Source organism: Faecalicatena sp. Marseille-Q4148, assembly GCA_018228665.1.
Classification (GTDB): domain Bacteria; phylum Bacillota; class Clostridia; order Lachnospirales; family Lachnospiraceae; genus UBA9414.
The window spans coordinates 3,192,268-3,214,700 of sequence record CP073692.1; the positions used below are offsets into that span (position 1 = coordinate 3,192,268).

The following is a 22,433-nucleotide window of genomic DNA, read 5'->3' on the forward strand; positions in this document are numbered from 1 at the left end:
GCCAGCATTTATGCTGACTGTGGCTGTTCCAAAACGGAATAAACTCCCAAATATTATAGTGCTAACTCCCAAAGACGGGTATCAATGTTTACACTCTTGATAAGTTATGGGATAAAAAATATTCTGACAGATAGCAGAAAAGTAATGACGTGTTTTTTGATGAATGGTATAATATAAGAAATTTAGTAAAGGTGGAAATTCAATGAACTTACTTTTAAATATTTATGACATTTTTGGAAGTTATCTTTTCATCATAGGAATACCTATATTATGTGAACTCATCTCATATTTTTATCGATTTACTAAGTCCAAGAAGAAATCTACCGTTTTTTCAGAAAAGTGCAAACTGTTAATTAAGTTAATTTATGTATGTGTTTTTGTGTTGGGATATTTACTGTTCGTTCTTTTTATGGCAGATACTCAATCGAGAGCTACATTTATTAGGCTGAGTGGTTCTATTCTTTCGATAGCCTCAGTAATTGGAGTTTTAGGATATATTGCTTATAAAAAGAATTCTAACAAAAAAACAGAAAACAATTTGGTATCAAAATATTATCTTATACAGTCAGAGAAATATCTATGTTGGCTTTTTTCTATTTTTAGTGTATGTAGCATCGGGGTATTTATATATGCAATTTATATACATGAAGATTTATGGGTTATTATTTTGCTTTTAATATTTTCAACGGCAATGCTATTAGCAACTTTAAATATAGGACTATGGAAAATTGAAGTAAACGATATGGAAATTACCTATCGCTCTACTTTTGGGCGTGTAAGAAAATACAATTTCAAGGATATAACAAAGGGTGTATATAAAAAGAGCGGTGCATTTCGTGTTTATGTAGGAGAGAAAAGGATATTTACATTTGATGATAATATGGAATTTTCATTGTTTATATCACAGATGAACCGATTGCATATCCCAGTATGGAGTTACGACTTTTCAGTTAAAATGAAAAGAAAGTCTCGCTAAATAGACAATCGTTTCAGGCACGGTGGCTGGCTTTAGCCATAGAGCCATGACAGCTTTGCTGTCAAGGGCGTGAAACGATTTGTCAGCAGGCGAGCTTGCGAGCCTGTATAAAAGCCCCCGTTATCTAACAAGGGGGGCACAAAAAACAAGAGACAATATACACTAACAACTACAAAACGCTGTATTTACAAGGTAAAATCGTATTTTACAAGGTGTGATATAAAAAGAGGTTATTTCACACGAAAATACATATAAACTTATTTAGGAGGATTATATAAATGGATATTGCAATGATTTTAATAGGTAGTCTTATTTTTCTTTCTTTTCCATTTATTGTTTTGCAAAAAATCAAAAAAACGAAACAAGAAAATACAGACGAAGCAAAGAAAAAATTGAATTTATTTCTTATTTGCATAATACCTGTTCCAGTAATTGCTATTGTACTTATTTTAATTGGACTAAAGGCATTTATATAAAAGGGCTTATTTTTTAATAAATTTGACAATAGGGGGATGAGAATGAAAACATTACTTTTTCAAATGATAAGTACTATTTTGATTGTAATTTGTATGGTATTTACTTTTCTGTATTTTGTTGTTAAAAAGAAAAAAATATCAAAAACTTTGAGTGGTAAAGAAGATTTTTTCCTAAAAATTGGTATAGGAATTATTTTAATTATAGTACTTCTCAAAATGTTCATTCCTACTATTTTAGATATGCCACATTATCTCAAAAACGATTTCAATGTTGTTTCAGGATATGCTAGAGATAACGCGAATGGAAAAGGAAATATTAGATGTGTTACAATAATAAATCCCAAAAACAAACAAGAAATATATGTGGAATTTTCTTATTCTTATGAAGTAAATAAAGGCGATTATTTAAAAGTTAAATATTTGCCTTATACGAAATATGGCATACTTCTAGAAAAGTATTGATTAAACAGTTATTTGGAAGTTGAGGTATTCTATAAGACAATTTATTAAAAATAGATAGTTATAACGTTTACTTAATACAAGCAGTTGGTCTTAGGATTGACTGTTTTTTCTATACAGATTTTTATTGACAGGCAATTATCAAGATACGGTAGTTGCCTTTTTAATTGGAGGAACTAAAGAATGAATGATAAAAACTTTATTGAAGAATTAAGGAAAAAACGTGAAAAATACGGTGTAATACAAACTAGACTTGCGATTGCTTGTGGTATCAGTCGTGAGTATTATAACCGTATTGAAAAAGGCAAACAGCCATTGAATGATGAGTTAAAGGAAATCATAGAAAAACAGATTGAGCGTTTCAATCCGCAAGAACCATTGTTTTTGCTGATTGATTATTTTCGTGTCCGCTTTCCTACTACGGACGCATTAAAGATTATTCGTGATGTATTACAACTGAAAGCTGATTATATGCTTTATGAAGATTTTGGAAAGTATGGATATGAAAGCAAATATGTTTTAGGAGATATCAATATCATGTGTTCTATGCAGGAGCATTTAGGTGTTTTGTTAGAACTGAAAGGCAGAGGGTGTCGTCAAATGGAAAGTTATCTATTGGCACAGGAACGCTCATGGTATGACTTCATGCTTGATTGTATGACGGCAGGCGGTAAGATGAAACGGCTTGACTTGGCAATCAATGATAAAGCAGGAATATTGGATATTCCAAAGCTAAAGGCAAAATATAAAGCTGGCGAATGTGTCTCTTACTTCCGTATGCAGAAAGATTACAGCGGTACAGAGAAATGTGGTAGTGATACACCAAAGAATACAGGCGAAACCTTATATCTTGGTTCAACAAGTAGCGAATTATATATGTGTGCCTATCAGAAGAATTATGAACAGTATGCTAAGAATGGCACAGAAATTGAAGATACAGAGATAAAGAACCGTTTTGAAATACGCATGAAGAATGAACGAGCCTATTATGCAGTTGTAGATTTACTGACCTATCGAGATGCTGAACGTACCGCTTTTTCTATCATCAATCATTATGTCCGTTTTGTAGATAGAGAGGACGATAAACCGAAAAATCAATGGAAAATGAATGATGATTGGGCGTGGTTTGTAGGGGATAACAGAGAGCCGATACGCTTAACCACAAAGCCAGAACCTTACACATTACAAAAGGCATTGCATTGGTTACAAAGACAAGTTGCACCAACGATAAAGATGGTACAAGCATTAGACAGAGAAAATCATACAACGATACTAAAAGATATGATTGAGCAGGCAGAACTTAAAGACAAGCATAAACACTTATTACAGTTAGAAAAATCAACCATAGAAGAACGTATAGATACCGCTGTTCCGAAAGAGAATGACGGTATTTTTTAATTTCTTTGAAAAATCTGCAACAAAACATCAACTAGCGTACAGATATGGTGTGAGAAAAGGAAATCTAACTTTTTTTCAAAACTACTCATTAAACCGAGGGTTGCTGTCCCTATATGAAGTGAAAGAAGATTTTAGAAATCTGCAACAAAACAAGGTGTTTATTCCCTATATGGAGTGGAAGTTGAGAAAATCTAAACTTTTTTTGAGAAACATGACGGAAATTCATGATTAGTGGACAGTGTTATGCGAAAAGAAGAAAATCTTTTCATTCTCAACTTAACATTTGGTAGTTGCCGTTCCCTATATGGAGCAAAGAAAATCTTTCATTCCACAGTTGGCAGAAACGGTATTGTATGGGTAGTTAGGGTGTGAAAAGAAATTTTTTCATCATCAACTTAGCAGAATGACACTTTCTTTCCCTATATGGTACAGAAAAAGAAAAAAGTTTTGAGTATTGGTTACGCTTTTGCTCTTTTCCAACGCGATATATAGGAAAGACGATTTTCTTCTTTCGTGTTCTTTGACAACTGAATAAAGCAATTCAATACCTTAGACAGACAGCGAGCCGTTGAAACAGATACGCCATGACCTTTCCCCTGCAAAAGCGAGCGAAAATCTATTTGTGTTCTTGTAAAAGACTTGTCCTCTTTTATCGCTATGACCTGTTCTGTCTGATAATGATACTCCCGTACAGCCACAGCTTGAGCGTTAAGAGCGTCGCACGCAATGGGTACGGCTACATTGGATAATGCAGAGGTGGAAGTCCTGTGGGCTATGACAAAAGCCGTTGAATTGCTTAGAAAGATTTTACAGAAAGGGGGTTGTTATTGATAATACTGTAAAAACAATTCAAAAGAAAAATAACAAGTGTGGCATTGGAAACAGAGGAAAGACAAAGATTGTTGTAAAAGAGCATTTTTCCGAAAAAGGAAAGACAATGGAAGAACTTCTGACTGATGTTATGCTGGAAAAAGCAAAGCGGACAATCGCATAAAATCGGTGCAGTTGTAAGAAATAGATTGAATGGCAAAAAGTACCCGTGTTATACTTTACTTGCAAGCAGGTATTGTAAACACGGGTTAGTTATAGAGGAGGATAACTGACAATGAAACAACAGATTTACAATACTGCACTTTATCTTAGGTTAAGCCGAGATGATGAATTACAAGGCGAAAGTTCCAGCATTACCACACAAAGAAGTATGTTGCGTCTATATGCAAAAGAACATCATTTGAATGTGATTGATGAGTATATTGATGACGGCTGGTCGGGAACAAATTTTGACAGACCGAGTTTCCAAAGAATGATCGAGGATATAGAGGCAGGAAAAATCAACTGTGTTGTAACAAAAGACCTTTCCCGACTTGGCAGAAACTATATTATGACAGGACAATATACAGAATTGTATTTTCCCAGCCATAATGTCCGTTACATAGCGATTGACGACGGTGTAGACAGCGAAAAAGGCGAAAGTGAGATTGCACCATTTAAGAACATCATTAACGAATGGGTGGCAAGAGATACGAGCCGTAAAGTGAAATCAGCGTTTAAGACAAAATTTGCAGAGGGTGCTCATTATGGGGCTTATGCTCCATTAGGATATAAGAAGCACCCCGACATTAAAGGAAAACTGTTGGTTGATGAGGAAACAAAATGGATTGTTGAAAAAATCTTCTCTCTAGCCTATCAAGGTTACGGTAGTGCAAAAATCACAAAAATACTGCGAGAAGAAAAAGTCCCGACAGCGTCTTGGTTAAATTTTACAAGATACGGTACTTTTGCACATATCTTTGAGGGAAAGCCCGAAAGCAAGCGTTATGAGTGGACGATCGCTCATGTCAAGGCAATATTAAAAAGTGAAGTCTATATAGGAAACAGCGTTCATAATCGACAATCAACCGTTTCTTTCAAAAGCAAGAAGAAAGTACGAAAGCCCGAAAGCGAATGGTTTCGAGTAGAAAACACGCACGAACCGATTATTGACAAGGAAATGTTCTATCGTGTGCAGGAACAGATAAAATCAAGGCGTAGACAGACAAAGAAAAAGGCAACGCCGATATTTGCAGGGCTTGTCAAGTGTGCGGATTGTGGCTGGTCTATGAGATTTGCAACAAATAAAGCAAATAAGACGCCTTACAGTTATTATTCTTGCAGTTTCTACGGACAGTTTGGCAAAGGTTACTGTTCTATGCACTATATCCGCTATGATGTGCTGTATCAAGTTGTATTGGAGCGATTGCAGTATTGGGCTAAGGCAGTACAGCAGGACGAAGAAAAGGTATTGAACAAGATACAGAAAGTCGGCAATGCAGAGCGAATACGGGAAAAGAAGAAAAAGGCAAGTGCCTTGAAGAAAGCCGAGAACCGACAAAATGAGATTGACCGTTTATTTGCGAAAATGTATGAAGATAGAGCCTGTGAGAAGATAACAGAACGAAACTTCATTATGCTGTCGGGGAAATATCAAAAGGAACAGATAGAATTAGAACAGCAGATAACCAACCTAAGAGAAGAATTAAGTAAAATGGAACAGGATATGATAGGTGCTGAAAAGTGGATTGAGTTAATCAAGGAGTATTCCGTACCAAAGGAACTGACAGCACCGTTATTAAATGCAATGATAGAAAAAATCCTTATTCACGAAGCAACAACGAATGAGGATAACGAGAGAATACAGGAAATAGAGATATACTACCGATTTATTGGAAAAGTAGACTGATAATGAGGGTTTATATCTTTAACTAAGGGAAAGCGGAATTTGTCTTCCGGATGTTTCTACTTATATAGAATTATGTAATATTTTGGGGATTAGCATTAATGAGTTTTTAGCCGGTGAAGATTTAAGAAAAGAACAAATTGAGGAAAAAGCAGAAATTAATTTGCTTCAAATCGCAAAGGATAGTAAGAAAAAACAAAAAAGTTTACGAAATATCATTTGGTTTTTAGTATTTCTTATAATTTTACTAAGTGGAACTTTGGGAGTGGTTTTTTACTGGAAGGTGCGTTTGCCGCAAAATTATATTGAAGCAGCGTCGATATCGAGAAAAAATATAGAAATGCAAACAGCAGAAAGAATATATGGAGCAGATGAAGTTTTTTCATTTCGGTACAAAATGACAGATAAATTTAAATCGCTTACATTTTATATCACGGAATATCAGGTGGGAAAAAAGATTTCAAAAAGCAAAATAGGAACGATAGATTATGAAAAATTTGGTTCTCCAAAAGAGGGTATAATTGTAGTTGCGCCTTATTTTGAAAAGGCAGTGGTTCGTTTTATTGAGAAGGATGAAAAAGCAAAATTCATAACGGAACTTCCTGTTCTTCAGGATGTAGAAGCAAGGAGCTTGATTGAATACTCAGCAGTTCAGAGGGAAGAAAAACAAGATATACAGTACGGAAAGGAACAACCATTGATTGCACTTTTTTATGGTAAAGATGGAACGAATGCAATTCCTATCCAAGATATTTCATCAGGTGATTTATATTTTTTTGAAAATGATTATATATATTATTTCTCGGTTGAATTTCATAAGTGATAATAGAGTTTATGAAAAGGGAAGCAAGAGGTAACAGATATATGAAAATACATATTATTGGTGGGAGTGGAAGCGGAAAGACTTATCTCGCAGAGAATCTGTCAAAAAAATATGGAATCAGACATTATGATTTAGATGATCTGCAATGGGATAATGATGCGGACATTTATGGAGTGAAGCGATCTAAAGAAGAGCGGGGAGAACTGCTCAAAGAAATTTTAAAGGAACCAGAATGGATTATTGAAGGTGTCTATTATAAATGGGTTGGTGAGGCATTTGCGGCGGCAGATGTAATTTATGTTTTGAATGTGCCGCTTTATGTTACAAAATTTCGGATCATCAAACGTTTTTGTAAAAGAAAACTTGGCTTGGAGAGAGGAAAAAAAGAAACACTGAAATCACTTTTTGGTTTGCTTCGCTGGACAGAACAATATCAGAAAGAAGACATGGTTCAGATTTGGAAGATGCTTGAACCGTACAGGGAGAAATGCATATATAAAGAAAAATAAAAATTCTGCGAAATTATTCTCCTTTAAAATTATTTTTCCGATATCAAAAAATATGCAAATACTATAGAAAGATGAAAAAGGGGGAAGAAAAATGTCTGTAAATAAGATAAAAAGAGGTAACAATGTGATGGTGCGTAACATGAAGATTTGTAAGTATTTTTTGGCGGTTTTCGCTGTAATATTGACTTTTCAAAGTGTTGTCTTACTAATAAATTTTTGCACTTTTTTGTGGACTTCTCCGGAACAGATTTTTGTTACGCAGACGGAAGGTGCAGTAAAAATTCAGGCATTTATAGGTTATTTTCAGTTGTCCTCACAATCTTTACCGATAAATGACAATCTGGAAGTAAGTGCCAAAGTCTTTGGAGCCAGTATTGCAGCAATCACATTATTCTTTAAGAAGATTCCATCATTCTTAGTTTTGTGGAAAGTCGCACAGATTTTACAGAAAATGACATCGTCACCTTTCAGTGATGAAATATGTCAAAAGATAAAAGAAGTTGGTTGGATAATTGTATATTTTGGCTTGCTTCAGAAATTACTATTTCAGAGCGGTATTTCTTTGATTTGTTATCATAAGTTTTGGATTAATAATCCAATTAATCTGACGTTATTGTTTGCCGGCGCAGTTATCCTGCTTATAGGAGATATCTTTGTATATGGATGTGAACTTCAAAAAGAAAACGATGAAGTATTATGAAAGAATGTGTATAATATTGGATATAAATTAAGAAGTTTTCAGTGAGGTAATCTATATGGACGAAAAAGAATTAATGAAGCTATCGGCCGGCGAATTAACTGATTTAGGAATATGTCCTACTTGTTTTAATAGAAAACATAACGGAGCAGTTTTTGGAAATAATTCTGACAAATTAATTTATGAAGATCATGAAATAGAATGTTTTTTTGTGGGAAATCCAAGAGCAGATGGGCATATGTGCATTTCAACTATTGATCATTATCACGATATGAGTGAAGCACCAGATTATATAAATGAAAAGATAATCAGGTTTTCAAAACAGTTTATGATAATTCTTAAAGAAGTTTATCAATGTGAAAGAGTTTATATGTGTACCATGTGCGATGGTCCTAATAATCACTATCATATTCAGTTGATCCCTCGTTATAGTTATGAAAAACGAGGAAGCAGAAATTTTGTAAAAGAAAGACATGATTATATTTTTGATGAAATAAAGTTTAATAAAGCTAAGTCATTAATAAATGAATATGTATTAAAAAACAAGTAAACTTTTTCAACTTGAATTTGGAAGAGAAAGGGCTATGTAATGTTTGCAGAAGAATTTGCGGCAGCGGGTATGACGGCTATTGTAGAAAACATATTTGAAGATGGACAGTGGTAATTTTAGATTCATTGGGGAAAAGAGGTCGTTATGAGAAAGAGAACAAAGATTATTATTGGAATTCTGGTTGTTTTTGTGATTTTTGTTGCAGGAATTAGTTATAGAGAATATGTAAAAGCACATACATTTACGCTCTCTGGTAATGAACAAATACAATCAATTACAGGAATTGTAAAAGTAAATAGTCCGAGAGATACAGAAGTGATTTTTATTGATGCAAAAACCGGGGTAAATTATGCTATTCCGTATATTACTTCTGGAGCAAGCGAAACCATTAAACTTGAAAAAGGAAAATGGTATAATGTTGAAACAGGCGAAGGTCTTACAATGAGTTTAGTGAACGTTCGTATAGAATAATATTCCAATCTTTGTGAGGGATTGGAAAGAAGATTTGCAGGCCGTATCTATGAAGATAGATTACTTGTTAAAACAGCGAAATCAGAAATTAGTTATATATTTAGTGAAGTAATGACAGATGTTAATTTGCGTTGCTTGTGGCAACAGCTGTTTTGATATTTAATAGTCGTATCAAAACAAAGGAGGCGCAGGTTATGTTAAGCGAAAACATTAAAAATCTACGAAAATCAAAAGGACTTTCACAAGAAGAGTTGGCTATAAAGCTAAATGTGGTAAGACAAACCGTATCGAAATGGGAAAAAGGATTATCGGTTCCTGACTCAAGTATGCTCGTCTCATTAGCAGAAGAACTGGATACGTCTGTAAGTATGTTGCTCGGAGAAACTGTACAGAAAGAATGTTTGAACGAAGGAAATTTAAAGAATATTTCTGAAAAACTTGAGGTTATCAATCTTCAACTTGCTAAAAGAAGTGAGATGAGAATTCGGACAATTCGCTACCTGCTTATATTAGTGTGTGCAATTATTACAGTAGTATTTATTGCTTTCGCAGTTATGAATAGTGAATATTTGACTTGGAATTTTAATAATCCAGAATTAGCAATTGCAGGTACGCTATTGCATGGTGTTGAGTTTTTGTTTGTAAAATTAGCACCTTTCGTTTTTATTGGCTCTGTAATTGGCATTGTACTCACATATAGAATGCGCTAATCTGTAGTTTACGGTGTTAATTGAGAGATAGAAACATATGAATTTGGAGGGATTTCAATGTCAATATTTATCAAGATAGCAAAAAAGTATAATTGGGAATTGAAAGATGAACCCACACGTTTAAATGGCGGTTTTATGCACAAAATGTATAAGATTGACACACAGCAAGGCACTTATGCCCTTAAATTGCTGAATCCATATGTCATGCAAAGAAAAACAGCGATGGCAAATTTCGCAAAAGCCGAACAGATAGAATTTTTATTAGAGCAGCAATATATCCCTATTCTCCCGGCACTATCTTTTGGTGGAAAGAAATTGCAGGAAATAGATGGGGAATACTTCTACATTTTTGATTATTTTTATGGAAAGCCTTTAAAAAATAATGAGATAACAGAATATCATTGCAGAGAAATAGGAAAGGTACTTGCTAAAATCCATAGTATAGATAAGAAGTTTATGAACGAAAAATTTTCTGAAATGTCTATTGATTGGGCGTTCTATATCGCTGAAATGCAAAAAGCCGATGTGAGACTGTATGCGATATTGAAAGATGCTCTTCCAGTAATTAAAGAAAGTCAAAATAAAGGTAATCTGGCAAGGAAGAAACTGCCTAAAGTTGTATCTATCTGCCATAACGATATGGATTGTAAAAATGTTCTCTGGAATGGGAATGATTATCGCATTATTGATTTGGAATGTTTATCTTACAATAACCCATTTATGGAATTGTTTGAACTGGCATTATGTTGGTCAGGATATGAGGATTGTAGAATTGATTTTCGAATGTTTCAGACTTTTTTACAAGGATACAAAAATGCGGGTGGAGAATTGCCTACAGACTGGGAAACATTATATGATTGTAATAACGGCAGATTGGAATGGTTGGAATATAATATTAAGCGTGTTTTAGGCATTGACTGCGGAGATGATGAAAAAGAAATTGGAATAGAACAAGTTGAAGAAACAATTCAGCAGATTATTTACTATTTTGAAATGAAGAAGCTTATACTTGAGCATTGCATTATATGAATTTCAGTCATCGAGAGGAATGGCAGAATATTGGAGAAGTTGTAAGAATGGAAATTAGAAAATATCAACCATCAGATTGTAAAACATTGACAGAGCTGTTTTATCATACAGTACATACTGTTAATGCAAAGGATTATACAGAAGAACAGTTAAATGTCTGGGCAACAAAACAGATGGATTTAGAAAAATGGAACTTATCACTGCAGGAGCATTATAGTATTGTTGCTATTGAAGACGATATCATTGTAGGATTTGGCGATATAGATGAAACGGGCTACCTTGATCGGCTTTACGTTCATGCAGACTATCAAGGGAAAGGAATTGCTGCAGCTATCTGCGACCAATTGGAACAGGCAGTTGAGGGAAGTATAACAACACATGCATCTATTACAGCAAGGCCTTTTTTTGAAAAGAGAGGCTATCAAGTTGCAAAGGAACAACAGGTAGAGAGACAGGGAATTTTTCTTACAAATTATGTTATGATAAAGGAATGATAATGTTCAGGGATCAGAAGTTGCTGTAGGGATTATAGAGAAACTGATGAGTTAGTGTAGAAGAGAGTGACAGAGAGATGGCAATTATATTGATTATTGATGATGATTTACATATCGGAAATGTACTTGAGGAAACACTTACCAACGAAGGGTATGGTGTTATTCGTGCGTATTCCGGGACGGAGGCGGTACTTTTGTTTTCACAAACAAAGCCGGATCTTGTACTTCTTGATTTAATGCTGCCGGGGTTAAGCGGTGAGGAAGTTTTAACACATATGAAAGGGATTCCTGTAATTGTTATGAGCGCAAAGGTTGATGTGGAACATAAGGTTGATCTTTTGCTCGGAGGAGCAGTTGATTATGTCACAAAGCCTTTTCATACAAAAGAATTACTGGCTCGTATTGCCGTACATCTTCGTACGTTTGAGACGCTTGGCAAGGCGGGGATTTTGACTTTTGAAGAAATCGAACTCGATATTGATACGCACATAGTAAAGATAAAAAATGCGGAAATAAAACTGACAAGAACAGAGTATGCTATTTTGAAACTTCTAATGCAAAATCCGACACAAGTCATTTCCAAATCACAGCTTCTTGATCGTATCAGCGAAGATACACCGGATTGTACGGAAAGCTCACTAAAAACACATATAAGTAATCTCCGCAAAAAGCTTCGTGAGGTAAGTGGAAAAGAGTATGTGGAAGCAGTTTGGGGGATTGGATTTAAAATGAAAACAGAATAAATCTTTACTATTTCTGAACTGTTTTCTTAACCGTTTTCTGAACCATTTTGCGATAAAATGGCATCATCAAATACAAGGAGGTAAAACTTATATGGAGTATGTTCTTAAAACCAATGCTTTATGTAAAAGCTACAAGCATTTTAAAGCATTGAATGGACTTACGATGAATGTTCCGAAAGGAGCAATCTATGGTTTGGTGGGGAAAAACGGTGCCGGAAAGACAACTTTCATTCGTTTGATCTGTGGGCTGCAAAATCCTACATCCGGAGAGTATTCTTTATATGGTATAAAAAACTCAGAAAAGGATATTTTAAAATCTCGCAGAAGAATGGGGGCTGTGGTTGAAACCCCCTCTATTTATTTAGATTTAACAGCAGCAGAGAATCTGAAGGAACAGTATCGGATTCTTGGAATTCCTTCTTATGACAGCATTCCGAAACTGTTGAAATTAGTAGGTCTTGAAAATACAGGAAATAAAAAGGCTAAAAATTTTTCACTTGGTATGCGGCAGAGATTGGGGATTGCGATTGCTCTGGCAGGCGATCCTGATTTCCTGGTGTTAGATGAGCCGGTGAATGGTCTTGATCCACAAGGAATCATAGAGATGCGCGAGTTAATTTTAAAATTGAACCGTGAACATCAAATTACGGTATTGATTTCAAGTCATATTCTTGATGAGCTGTCTCGCCTTGCGACACATTATGGATTTCTTGACAATGGAAGAATGGTTAAGGAAATCAGTGCGGAAGAATTAGAAGCGTCCTGTCGTAAGTGTGTCCGCCTTGAGGTAACCAATGTAAAAGCGCTTGTCCGTGTTTTGGATGAAATGAAGATTGATTATAATATGATCTCCGATCATGCAGCTGATGTATTTGCAAAAATCAATGTTTCCAAACTGACTATGGCTTTGTCAAAAGAAAACTGCGAAGTGATTTCTATGCAGGAACGAGATGAAAGTTTGGAAAGTTATTATGTTGGTTTAGTGGGAGGGAAAGAGAATGAGTAAATTATTATCGGCAAACGCTATCCGCTTGAAAAAAGATAGATTTTTTTGGATAGGTATGATTTTTATGTTGGCGGCAGGGATAAGTTTCCCGATAATGAAATATATAGATATGCGCCAGACACAGATAATTAATCATATTGATAACGGCTTTTTTGTCTGCGCTCTTTTTATCAGTATTGTAATGGCTGTGTTTTGCAGTTTGTTCATTGGCACAGAATATAGTGACGGAACAATCCGAAATAAAGTGATCGTTGGGCAGAAAAGAGTTTCAATTTATTTGGCAAATCTTATTACTTGTTCGGCAGTAAGTATAGTTATGTGTGCGATGTTTTTCATTCCGCATCTTTCTATCGGAATACCGCTGTTTGGTTTTTTTGAAATGAATACGAAAATGGTTTTGCTATTTGTAATAACCGTATTTATGCTTGCAATTGTATTTACATCGATTTTCACTTTAATTTCGATGCTAAATCATAACAAAGCAGTTACAGCGATTATCTGTATTTTATTAGCGTTTCTGTTTTTAATAATTGGGGCACAATTAAATAAAATGTTGAGTGAACCGGAAACAAATATGGCTATGGCCATGACGGAGAATGGACTGGAATACCAGGAACTTCCTAATGCTAAATTCCTTGATGAGGGAGAGCGTAAAACGGTTCAATTCTTTTACGATCTTCTTCCCGGCGGTCAAGTAGTACAGTGTACTTCGTTAGAGGCTGAAAATCTATCGGTATTACCGGTCTATTCATTGGGAATCAGCATTTTAACAACAGGGGCAGGAGTGTTTTTCTTCCAAAAGAAAGAACTAAGATAAGGAGCATATTATGGAAGTTTGGTTGCTAGTCGTTATCGTCATTTTGTTAATTATTATTTTTGCTTTGGCTATTAAATTGTTTCTCATACAAAAGACTGCACGAGAAATAGAAGTGCAATTTGCTGAGCGACTAATGACGGAAACGAATACGCTGATCGATATTTCCTATCAAGATAAAACTATGTGCAGACTTGCGCAACGATTAAACAGTGAGCTGCGTAAACTGCGCAAGGAACGCCACCGTTTTCAGCGGGGGGATTTGGAATTGAAAAGTGCGGTTACTAATATTTCTCACGATTTGCGCACGCCGCTTACGGCAATCAGCAGTTATCTGGACTTGCTTGACCAGGTAGAAAAAAGCGAAACAGCAGAGCGGTATATAGAGATCATTAGAAACCGTACTGAAGTATTAAAGCAGTTGACAGAAGAACTTTTCAGCTATTCGGTTATTACATCTTCACAATCTGATAACCGTGTGGAGTTTGTTGCTGTAAATGGTGTATTGGAAGAAAGTATATTAGGTTTTTATGCAGCTTTGCAGGAGCGAAAGATAACGCCGAGCATTTCTATAACAGAGCATAAGGTAATCCGTAAGGTGAATCGAGCTGCGTTATCCCGTATCTTCTCAAACCTTCTCAATAATGTAATTAAGTATAGCGATGGAGATTTGAATATCTCTTTGACCGATGCGGGGGAAATTAGTTTTTCCAATACTGCGTCTGATTTAAATGAGATAGATGTCGAAAGACTGTTTGACCGTTTTTATACAGTTGAAAATGCAAGAAAATCAACAGGACTTGGATTATCTATTTCAAGAATCTTAATTGAACAGATGAACGGAACAATATCTGCTCAATACGAGAATGGAAAGTTAAGGATTTGTATCCGGTTACCGGAGGCCATATAATTCATTACCGTTTGCTAAGAAACTATATTATTTTATTGATATTTTAAATGATATGTGGTATTATGTTACGGATTTCGTCTCTTATATAAGTTCACAATTGGGTGGACGTTTCTACAAACTACCGTAAATAGTTTACTATAAGACTTGAGAACAGGTCTTAGTAAATTATTTGCGGTTTTTTATTATTCTGAAGGAGGTTTTTATGGAAGAAACAAAACAGCTTGGGGAACAGCCAATAAAAAAACTATTGTTAAAGTTTTCGGTCCCTTGTGTGATGGGACTTTTAATCGGTGCACTCTACAATATCGTAGACCAGATATTTATTGGGAACAGTAGTCTTGGATATTTAGGAAATGCAGCAACAGGTGTTTCTTTTCCTATTATTTGTATTGCGAATGCATTTGCATGGTGCATAGGTGATGGTGCGGCAGCTTTTTTAAGTATTTGTGCCGGGCGAAAAGATAGCGAAAGCGCACATAAATGTGTTGGTACCGGTATTGTGTCAACGGCGATAATCAGTATAGTGCTATGTGCGGTATGTTTGATTTTTTGTGAGCCGCTTATGGCTTTATTTGGCGCATCAGATGCTACATTACAGCTTGCTTGTGATTATTTTAGAATTGTTGTCTGCTTTTTTCCGGCTTATTTAATGTTTAATGTCATGAACAGTATGATACGAGCGGATGGAAGTCCGACATATGCTATGGTGGCATTGCTTCTAGGCGCGGTTATTAATATTATTTTAGATCCTGTTTTTATCTTTGTGTTAGATTGGGGAATTCAGGGGGCTGCGATTGCAACGGTAATAGGACAAGTTGTCTCTTTTGTGATTTGTGTTGCCTATTTCCGCAGACCAAAAAGTTTCAAATTGAAGAAAAGCAGTTTCCGCATCGATTATCCGGTACTTAAAAACTTAATTATTTTAGGTGGATCTACGTTCATAGTACAAATTTCAATGGTTGTTATGACATTGCTTTGCAATATGATGTTATTCAAATATGGAGCACTGTCTAAATTTGGAAGTGATATTCCGATTTCTGTATTTAGCATCCAGACAAAAATCTATACAATCGTAGGGAATATCGCTTGTGGAATTGCCTTAGGAGGACAGCCGATTTTAGGATATAATTATGGCGCCAAGAAAATGGATCGTGTAAAAGAATGTTATAAGTATATTCTGTTGTCTTCTTTGACAGTTGGAATTTTGGCTACGATCATATTTATTGCGTGTCCGCAAATTATTATTGGAATATTCGGGAAACAAAATGAACTCTATATGGAATTTGCTGTCATTAGTTTCAAAATCTTTTTGAGTTTCAGCTTTGTTACAGCTTTTATAAAGATTTCTTCAATCTTTTTCCAGGCAATTGGAAAACCGGTACAAGCGATGGTTGCTTCTGTTCTTCGTGATATGATATGTTTTGTCATTTTTACAATCGGTCTTTGTATGTTCTTTGAGGAGAGAACGCCGGGCAATGGCATTTATGGTATACTTTTTGCGTCACCGCTTTCAGATTTGGTCGCAGGTACGGTTATTACCATCTTAACAATTAAATTTTTAAGAAGTTTAAAAGAAACACCGGAAAGTAGAAAGGAACCGGCAGCTATCGTTTCAACACATCCGGGAACGATCATTACGATTGCCAGACAACACGGAACTTGTGGAAAACAGATTGGGGAACTTTTAGCTGAGAAACTTGCGATTCCGTTTTATTGTAAGGAATTAACCGCTATCGCAGCAAAAGATAGCGGATTAGCGGAAGAATTCTTATTAAGCGATTATGAGCAGGAAGATAAATTGCTTTATAATCTATATCTTAGTACGAATGTAGGGCAGCAAAGTATCATTGCCCAAGAAAAAATCTTACGCAAAATAGCTGATGAAGGTTCTTGTGTGATTGTGGGAAGAGCAGCAAATCATGTACTATGGAATTATGAAAATGTCTTAAAAGTTTTTCTTTATGCACCGGAAGAATATCGAATGCAAAATATTCAGGATATGTATGGTGATACAAAGGAAAAGGCATATCAGCATATGCGCCGCTCAGATAAAGCGCGTGCGGCTTATTATCAAAATGTTTCCGGTTATGAATGGAAGAATTTTGGCAACTACAATCTATGTATAGATGCAAGTATCGGAAAAGAAGCAGTTATAGATATTATTTTAGATTATATGAAACATAGAAAATAGTTGAAGGATATTATCGCAAAGTGATATATTGAAACAAAAGAGACATGAAAAAATGATTGGAGGGAAAATGGGATGAGAAAAAACTGGAAAGAGCTGTTGATTTTTGGGCTGCAAATCTGTTTATTTTATTTATTTCCCTTAACGGCAGGGCCAACAGATGCATTGGGAATGGTGTTTCTCATTATGGCAGGGACATTGCTGCTTGGGGTTGCGATGGGAATGTTTGCAGGAAAATTGAAATATTTGTATCCATTTGCCACAGCAGGGATTTTTTTGCCGACAGTGTTTCTTTATTATAATGAATCTGCACTGATTCATGCAGTCTGATATCTGATACTTGCCGGGCTTGGATTTGTATTAGGATTAGTTTTGCAACGGTGTACAAAGGGAACATAATAAAAAACTTAATAATGGACTGCCAATCTTACACAAAGTACCGCCCAAACGAGACTACGGGCGGTATTTTTGTATCATGGCGGAGAAAGGAGGAATTTCCCACGGGGGCTTGACTGAAAAGTTGAGCCCCTTTTTTCATGCCAAAAAACAGGAGGTAAATGCTTATGGCAGATGATAAAACCACAAAAACGCCGGAACAGCCGGTAACGGATAGCGGGCCGGGCAAGGAAACACCGCCCACTCCCCCAAAAGAGCCGGAGAAGGTTTCCGTTTCCCCGGAGCCGGAAAAAAAGACGGAACCAGAGGTAAAGAACCCACAGGTTTCTGTCTATAACTTCGCTGAAATTATGAAGGAAAAGAAAGCCGAGGCACGGGCGGCAGCTCCCGGCGGGGAAAAGCCTGACCCAGCAAAAGCGGAGAAACCGGAAAAGCAGCCGGAGGCTCCGAAAAAAGCGGAGGAAAAACCCAAAGAGCCGGAACAGCCGAAGCGCCGGGGCCGTCCCCCGAAAGCAGATAAGGACAAGGCCGCAGCCCCAAAGCCTAAAGCCCCCGCACAGAAACCGGAAAAGGCGGTCAAAAAGGAACCGGAGAAAAAAGGAACTCCAACGGTACAGGCCGCTTCCGCTCCGAAGGAACCCGAGAAGCCGAAGGATGCACCACGCCGGGGCAAGGAGCAGATCGTCTATATCAAGCTGAACGAGCTCCACGCCTTCAAGAACCATCCCTTTGAAGTCCGGGACGATGAAGAAATGCGGGCTATGGTGTCCAGCGTCAAGGACAAGGGCGTGACCCAGCCCGCTATCGTCCGTCCCCGTGAGGATGGCGGCTATGAGATCGTGTCCGGCCACCACCGCCAGAAAGCCAGCGAGCTTGCCGGATATGCGGATATGCCCTGTATCGTCCGAAACCTGACGGACGATGAAGCCATCACGCAGATGGTCGAGGACAATCTCAACCAGCGTGAAGAAATCCTCCCCAGTGAGCGGGCCAAAGCCTTGAAAATGCAGCTTGAGGCCATCAAGCATCAGGGCTCCCGCACTTCGGGCCAGATTGACCCGAAGGACGCAGGAAAACGCTCCAACGAAATTGTAGCCGAGCGCAATAAGATGGCGGTCAAGCAGGTGCAGCGGTATATCCGGCTCAATGAGCTGGTTCCCGACCTGATGAAGCTGATGGATGAAAAAAAGCTGGGCTTTACTACGGCGGTGGAGCTTTCCTATATCGGCAAGAAGAACCAGAACTATATCGCCGTCGCCATTGACAGCCAGCAGTCCTCGCCTTCACAGGCACAGGCAAAGCGTATGCGGGAGCTGGACGAAAAGAAGCTGCTCAACGGGGATGTGATTGACGGCATTATGATGGAGGACAAAAAGGAGGTAGACAAAGTGATTTTGACAGGTGCGGAACTGAGCAAGTATTTCGGCAAGGAAACTACGCCGAGGGAAATGAAGGATCAGATCATCAAGCTGCTGGACGACTGGAAGGGACAGCAGAAGGAACACGAAAAGCCGGAGAAGAAAAACGAACAGGAAAAGTAAGCCCAAACTTCGGGTCAGCATGGCCCGAGGATTGCGGGGCTCTGCCCCGCGCCCCGAAGCTCTGGAGATATAAATTATTCCCCGTCGCCAGTTATTCCGTAGCATAGCCGGGAAAATCAGTCAAGGGCAGCGCCGCCGTAGGCGGTGCCAGAGGCACCCTTGACGGATTTCTCCCGGTTATGCTTTTTCCCGGTCAAGCGACGGGGATATAAATTCTCCAGAGCCGTTCCCCTTCCCGGGGGAAGGGGCGGAGGGGTTGGGCGATACCTTGCTTTTCCCTAAACCAAAACAGAAATGGAGGCTCAACCAATGAAACGACCTTTAGCGTACCTGACCGCCGCATGGAGCGGCGAGCCGGATGTTGATATGGAGCTGGCGGCCCACTACTGCCGCCTTGCTTATGAGGCGGGCTTTTCCCCGATCTGCCCGCTCTTGTACCTGCCGCTGTTTTTGAATGACAGCGTTCCCGAGGAACATAAGGCCGGGATTGATATGCGCCGGGATATGCTGCGGCGCTCCCACACCCTGATCGTCTGCGGCAGCGCTGTGGACGAGGATGTAAAAAATGATATTGCGGTTGCCGGGCGGCTGGGCATTGCGGCGACCACACTGGAAGGGGTGCTTGCCGTGAAGGGACACGGCACCCCGGGCCATGCCGGACATTAAGCTGGGAAGCCTTTTCGACGGGATCGGCGTGTTCCCTCTGGCTGCTTCCCGGTGTGGTATCCGTCCGGTATGGGCCAGCGAGATTGAAAAAGCGCCCATCTCCATAACCAAAAGGCACTTTCCCGACATGGTGCATTTGGGGGATATTACGAAGGTGGACGGCGGGAAAATCCCACCTGTCCATATAATTACCTTCGGTTCCCCCTGTCAGAACCTTTCTCTGATTGGCAACCGCTCCGGCCTTGCCGGGGCAAAATCAAGCCTGTTCTATCAGGCGTTTCGTATCATACAGGAAATGAGGGATGCTACTGATAACCTATATCCAGCTATCGCTGTTTGGGAAAACGTCATGGGAGCGTTTTCTACAAATGACCGGATGGACTTTAGAGCCGTCCTATCCGCCTTCTCGGACACCGAAGTTCCAATGCCTCCTTCGGGAAGATGGGGAAACGCCGGAATGGTGCGAGGGGGAACGCCTGATGTGTGCTGGCGGCTCATGGACGCCCAGTATTGGGCAGGCTCCCGAAGGCTGGCACGAAGGCAGCGGATTTTCGTCGTGGCGGATTTTGGAGGCAGACGTGCCGCAGACATACTATTTAAGCCCCGTCCAATGCTCCCACTTCCTCCGCCTTGCGGAGAGGGCGGGCGGGCCGCCGCCGAAGGAGATCGAACAGCTTCTTTTGAAACAGGGCGGCAGATACCAGTCATCCACCCCTTTCAGTGTTTCCGTATGCGGGGAGCGGCAAAAAGGCAGGAAGAAACGGCCTTCCGAAACAGCTTCGGATTACCAACTGACCCTTTTCCCACTCTTTTAGCCAGTGATGTAACGCCCTTTGCCTTCTGGTATGAGGGCGACCCGGAGGGCGGCTGTATCCGTTTTCTGACGGAAACGGAAAGCGAACGGCTGATGGGGCTGCCAGAGGGCTGGACAAAGTACGGGGCGGACGGCGTGGAGATCCGGCCTCTGCAACGCTACAAGGCGCTGGGAAATGCGATTGCCCTCCCTTGCGCCGATTACATTATGGCCGGGATCTATGAGGTGCTGGCTGACCGGGCCGGAAAGGAGGAATGAGCCCATGTTTGAAGCCTATATAACCAATACAGCCCTATACCCCTTAATGGGGATCGAGGTAGGGACAACGGTACATTTCCCCATGACGACACAGGAGTTGCAGGCCGCCCTTGCCAAAATCGGGATAGACGGGAAACGGTACAGCGAAGTGTTCTTTACCAGCTTTGACAGTGATGTGCTGGGGCTCTACGATTATCTCTACGAATGTGAGAACATCGACGAGCTGAACGAGCTGGGCCACGCCCTGCTGGAAGTACGGGATAAGGGCGGACTGGAAACCTTTGAAGCCGCTCTTGTCTTGGGAAACCACACAAGGAGCGTGAAGGATTTGATAAACCTGACGCAGAACCTTGACCTTTACCGCTTTTACCCGGATATTTCCGATGATGAAGGGCTGGGCCGTCTTTACGCCGACGAGCTTGGGACTATCGACATACCGGAGCACATTCAGAACTACTTCGATTATGAGGCATACGGGCGGGATGTGCGTATCAACGAGGGCGGCGTATTCGCTCCCGGTGGGTATGTGTCGGCAGTCCCGGAGGGCTTCAAGGAGTATTACCACGGGCCGCAGGACATTCCGCCGGAACACCGGATATTTGCCTATCCTGAAAAGGCCGAGCCTGTCCACTCCATTCTCGCTACACTCAAACGGTTTCAAGAAGCCCCACCCGCTCCGAAAAAGGACAAGGCGGGACCTTCCCATGAAGAACGGTAAGACTTCGGGCCAGCATGGCCCGAAGCATAAAGGAGGTGCATACCATCAACTATTACCCTATCAATGAAGGAGCCGCCCGCCGGGCAAAAGAAATGAACAGCTTTTCCGACTACAAGGAAGGGAGCGCAACGGCGGAATACCGGGCAATGGTGGACAAGGCCGCCGCCATAGCGGAAAAGCAGAAATCCCGGGTGGACCCCATGTACCATGAGAAGATCGACCATCTGTTAGACACCTACGCCCGCAAGCTGGCCGAAAACATGAACCAGGGCTTTGCCATTGACGCGAGGGTTCCCTCTGTGCTGATCGCCGGGCCTTCCAATTTCCCGGTGGGAAAGAAGGAAAAACAGAACCGGGCGCGGGACAGCAACATGGAGGAATGGCGGCATATTCAAGGACTGCTGGATAAGATACGCAGTACCGGCATGGGCGGGATCAGCGCCGATGACCCGGCAGCCATTGAAAAGCTCCAGAAGAAGCTGGACGGGCTGGAACGCTCCCAGCTCATTATGAAGGAAGTCAACGCCTATTACCGCAAGCATGGCAAGCTGGATGGCTGTGCGCTGCTGGCGCCGGACCAGATTGAAAAGCTGAAAGCAAGCATGGCGTCAAGCTGGCGGAGCGACCCGAGGCCCTTTGAAAGCTACCAGCTTACCAACAACAATGCGGAAATCCGCCGGGTAAGGGCCCGTATCGAACAGCTTTCCAAACAGGCACAGCAGAAATTTTCCGGCTGGGAGTTCGACGGGGGCCGTGTGGAAATGAACCGGGAGGACAACCGCTTGCAGGTGTTCTTTGATGGAAAGCCTGACGCTGACACCCGGGCCGAGCTGAAAAGCAGCGGCTTTCGCTGGGCTCCCAGCGTGGGCGCATGGCAGAGGCAGCTCACGGACAACGCCATCCGGGCGGCTGACCGTTTGGAATGTATCAAGCCGCTGTCCGGCGAAAAGCCCTCCCAGCTTCAAAAGAAGCCTTCTATCTTGCAGACCATGCGGGAACAGGGCAAAAAAGTCCAGACGGAGCCGGAAAAGAAAGCTCCGTCCGGCAGGGATGCCGAGCGGTAAGCCTCGG

25 protein-coding genes and 1 riboswitch are annotated in these 22,433 nt (G+C 40.0%); all 25 genes read left to right on the plus strand.

Features of this window, described 5'->3' with window-relative positions; all coding sequences use genetic code 11:
• Positions 1-538: 538 nt before the first annotated feature.
• Entirely contained in the window at positions 539-976 is a 438-nt protein-coding gene (locus KFE17_15415) for a hypothetical protein (GenBank protein ID QUO33748.1), read from the plus strand.
• Positions 977-1,254: 278 nt separating this feature from the next.
• A complete protein-coding gene (locus KFE17_15420; GenBank protein QUO32156.1) occupies positions 1,255-1,452 on the plus strand; it encodes a hypothetical protein in 198 nt (65 codons plus the stop codon).
• 42 nt (positions 1,453-1,494) lie between these two features.
• The gene (locus KFE17_15425) at positions 1,495-1,914 is read left to right on the plus strand and encodes a hypothetical protein (protein ID QUO32157.1); all 420 of its coding nucleotides are present in this window, start codon (positions 1,495-1,497) and stop codon (positions 1,912-1,914) included.
• Between the two features lie 180 nt (positions 1,915-2,094).
• Entirely contained in the window at positions 2,095-3,309 is a 1,215-nt protein-coding gene (locus KFE17_15430) for an XRE family transcriptional regulator (protein QUO32158.1), read from the plus strand.
• Between the two features lie 787 nt (positions 3,310-4,096).
• A complete protein-coding gene (locus tag KFE17_15435; protein ID QUO32159.1) occupies positions 4,097-4,303 on the plus strand; it encodes a tRNA wybutosine-synthesizing protein 3-like protein in 207 nt (68 codons plus the stop codon).
• Between the two features lie 111 nt (positions 4,304-4,414).
• Complete coding sequence (locus KFE17_15440; GenBank protein ID QUO32160.1) at positions 4,415-6,028, plus strand: recombinase family protein; 1,614 nt, start codon at positions 4,415-4,417, stop codon at positions 6,026-6,028.
• An 82-nt stretch (positions 6,029-6,110) separates the two neighbouring features.
• A complete protein-coding gene (locus KFE17_15445) occupies positions 6,111-6,848 on the plus strand; it encodes a transcriptional regulator (protein QUO32161.1) in 738 nt (245 codons plus the stop codon).
• 41 nt (positions 6,849-6,889) lie between these two features.
• A complete protein-coding gene (locus KFE17_15450) occupies positions 6,890-7,357 on the plus strand; it encodes a DNA topology modulation protein FlaR (protein QUO32162.1) in 468 nt (155 codons plus the stop codon).
• A 91-nt stretch (positions 7,358-7,448) separates the two neighbouring features.
• Positions 7,449-8,057: a hypothetical protein gene (locus KFE17_15455; protein QUO32163.1), complete on the plus strand. Its 609-nt coding sequence runs from the start codon at positions 7,449-7,451 to the stop codon at positions 8,055-8,057.
• Positions 8,058-8,112: 55 nt separating this feature from the next.
• On the plus strand, positions 8,113-8,604 hold the full coding sequence (locus KFE17_15460; GenBank protein ID QUO32164.1) for an HIT family protein: 492 nt from the start codon (positions 8,113-8,115) through the stop codon (positions 8,602-8,604).
• A gap of 144 nt (positions 8,605-8,748) precedes the next feature.
• A complete protein-coding gene (locus tag KFE17_15465; protein QUO32165.1) occupies positions 8,749-9,075 on the plus strand; it encodes a hypothetical protein in 327 nt (108 codons plus the stop codon).
• Positions 9,076-9,269: 194 nt separating this feature from the next.
• A complete protein-coding gene (locus KFE17_15470) occupies positions 9,270-9,785 on the plus strand; it encodes a helix-turn-helix transcriptional regulator (protein QUO32166.1) in 516 nt (171 codons plus the stop codon).
• Positions 9,786-9,842: 57 nt separating this feature from the next.
• Positions 9,843-10,814, plus strand: a complete 972-nt coding sequence (locus tag KFE17_15475; protein ID QUO32167.1) for a phosphotransferase — start codon at positions 9,843-9,845, stop codon at positions 10,812-10,814.
• Between the two features lie 47 nt (positions 10,815-10,861).
• Entirely contained in the window at positions 10,862-11,308 is a 447-nt protein-coding gene (locus tag KFE17_15480; protein ID QUO32168.1) for a GNAT family N-acetyltransferase, read from the plus strand.
• A gap of 77 nt (positions 11,309-11,385) precedes the next feature.
• Complete coding sequence (locus tag KFE17_15485) at positions 11,386-12,051, plus strand: response regulator transcription factor (GenBank protein QUO32169.1); 666 nt, start codon at positions 11,386-11,388, stop codon at positions 12,049-12,051.
• Positions 12,052-12,142: 91 nt separating this feature from the next.
• Positions 12,143-13,057: an ABC transporter ATP-binding protein gene (locus KFE17_15490; protein ID QUO32170.1), complete on the plus strand. Its 915-nt coding sequence runs from the start codon at positions 12,143-12,145 to the stop codon at positions 13,055-13,057.
• Complete coding sequence (locus KFE17_15495; protein ID QUO32171.1) at positions 13,050-13,874, plus strand: ABC transporter permease subunit; 825 nt, start codon at positions 13,050-13,052, stop codon at positions 13,872-13,874. The genes KFE17_15490 and KFE17_15495 overlap by 8 nt, the downstream gene beginning before the upstream one ends.
• A 10-nt stretch (positions 13,875-13,884) precedes the next feature.
• Positions 13,885-14,781 carry a HAMP domain-containing histidine kinase gene (locus KFE17_15500; protein ID QUO32172.1) on the plus strand — a complete coding sequence of 299 codons (897 nt, stop codon included), beginning with the start codon at positions 13,885-13,887 and terminating at the stop codon, positions 14,779-14,781.
• 61 nt (positions 14,782-14,842) lie between these two features.
• A riboswitch (purine riboswitch) is annotated at positions 14,843-14,939 on the plus strand.
• 44 nt (positions 14,940-14,983) lie between these two features.
• Positions 14,984-16,972, plus strand: a complete 1,989-nt coding sequence (locus tag KFE17_15505; protein QUO32173.1) for an MATE family efflux transporter — start codon at positions 14,984-14,986, stop codon at positions 16,970-16,972.
• Positions 16,973-17,044: 72 nt separating this feature from the next.
• The gene (locus KFE17_15510) at positions 17,045-17,299 is read left to right on the plus strand and encodes a hypothetical protein (GenBank protein QUO32174.1); all 255 of its coding nucleotides are present in this window, start codon (positions 17,045-17,047) and stop codon (positions 17,297-17,299) included.
• Positions 17,300-17,526: 227 nt separating this feature from the next.
• Complete coding sequence (locus KFE17_15515; GenBank protein QUO32175.1) at positions 17,527-18,906, plus strand: ParB/RepB/Spo0J family partition protein; 1,380 nt, start codon at positions 17,527-17,529, stop codon at positions 18,904-18,906.
• Positions 18,907-19,215: 309 nt separating this feature from the next.
• Entirely contained in the window at positions 19,216-19,572 is a 357-nt protein-coding gene (locus KFE17_15520; protein ID QUO32176.1) for a hypothetical protein, read from the plus strand.
• On the plus strand, positions 19,559-20,644 hold the full coding sequence (locus tag KFE17_15525) for a DNA cytosine methyltransferase (GenBank protein ID QUO32177.1): 1,086 nt from the start codon (positions 19,559-19,561) through the stop codon (positions 20,642-20,644). The genes KFE17_15520 and KFE17_15525 overlap by 14 nt, the downstream gene beginning before the upstream one ends.
• A 4-nt stretch (positions 20,645-20,648) precedes the next feature.
• Positions 20,649-21,362: an antirestriction protein ArdA gene (locus tag KFE17_15530; GenBank protein ID QUO32178.1), complete on the plus strand. Its 714-nt coding sequence runs from the start codon at positions 20,649-20,651 to the stop codon at positions 21,360-21,362.
• A gap of 14 nt (positions 21,363-21,376) precedes the next feature.
• A complete protein-coding gene (locus KFE17_15535; GenBank protein ID QUO32179.1) occupies positions 21,377-22,426 on the plus strand; it encodes a hypothetical protein in 1,050 nt (349 codons plus the stop codon).
• Positions 22,427-22,433: the final 7 nt, after the last annotated feature.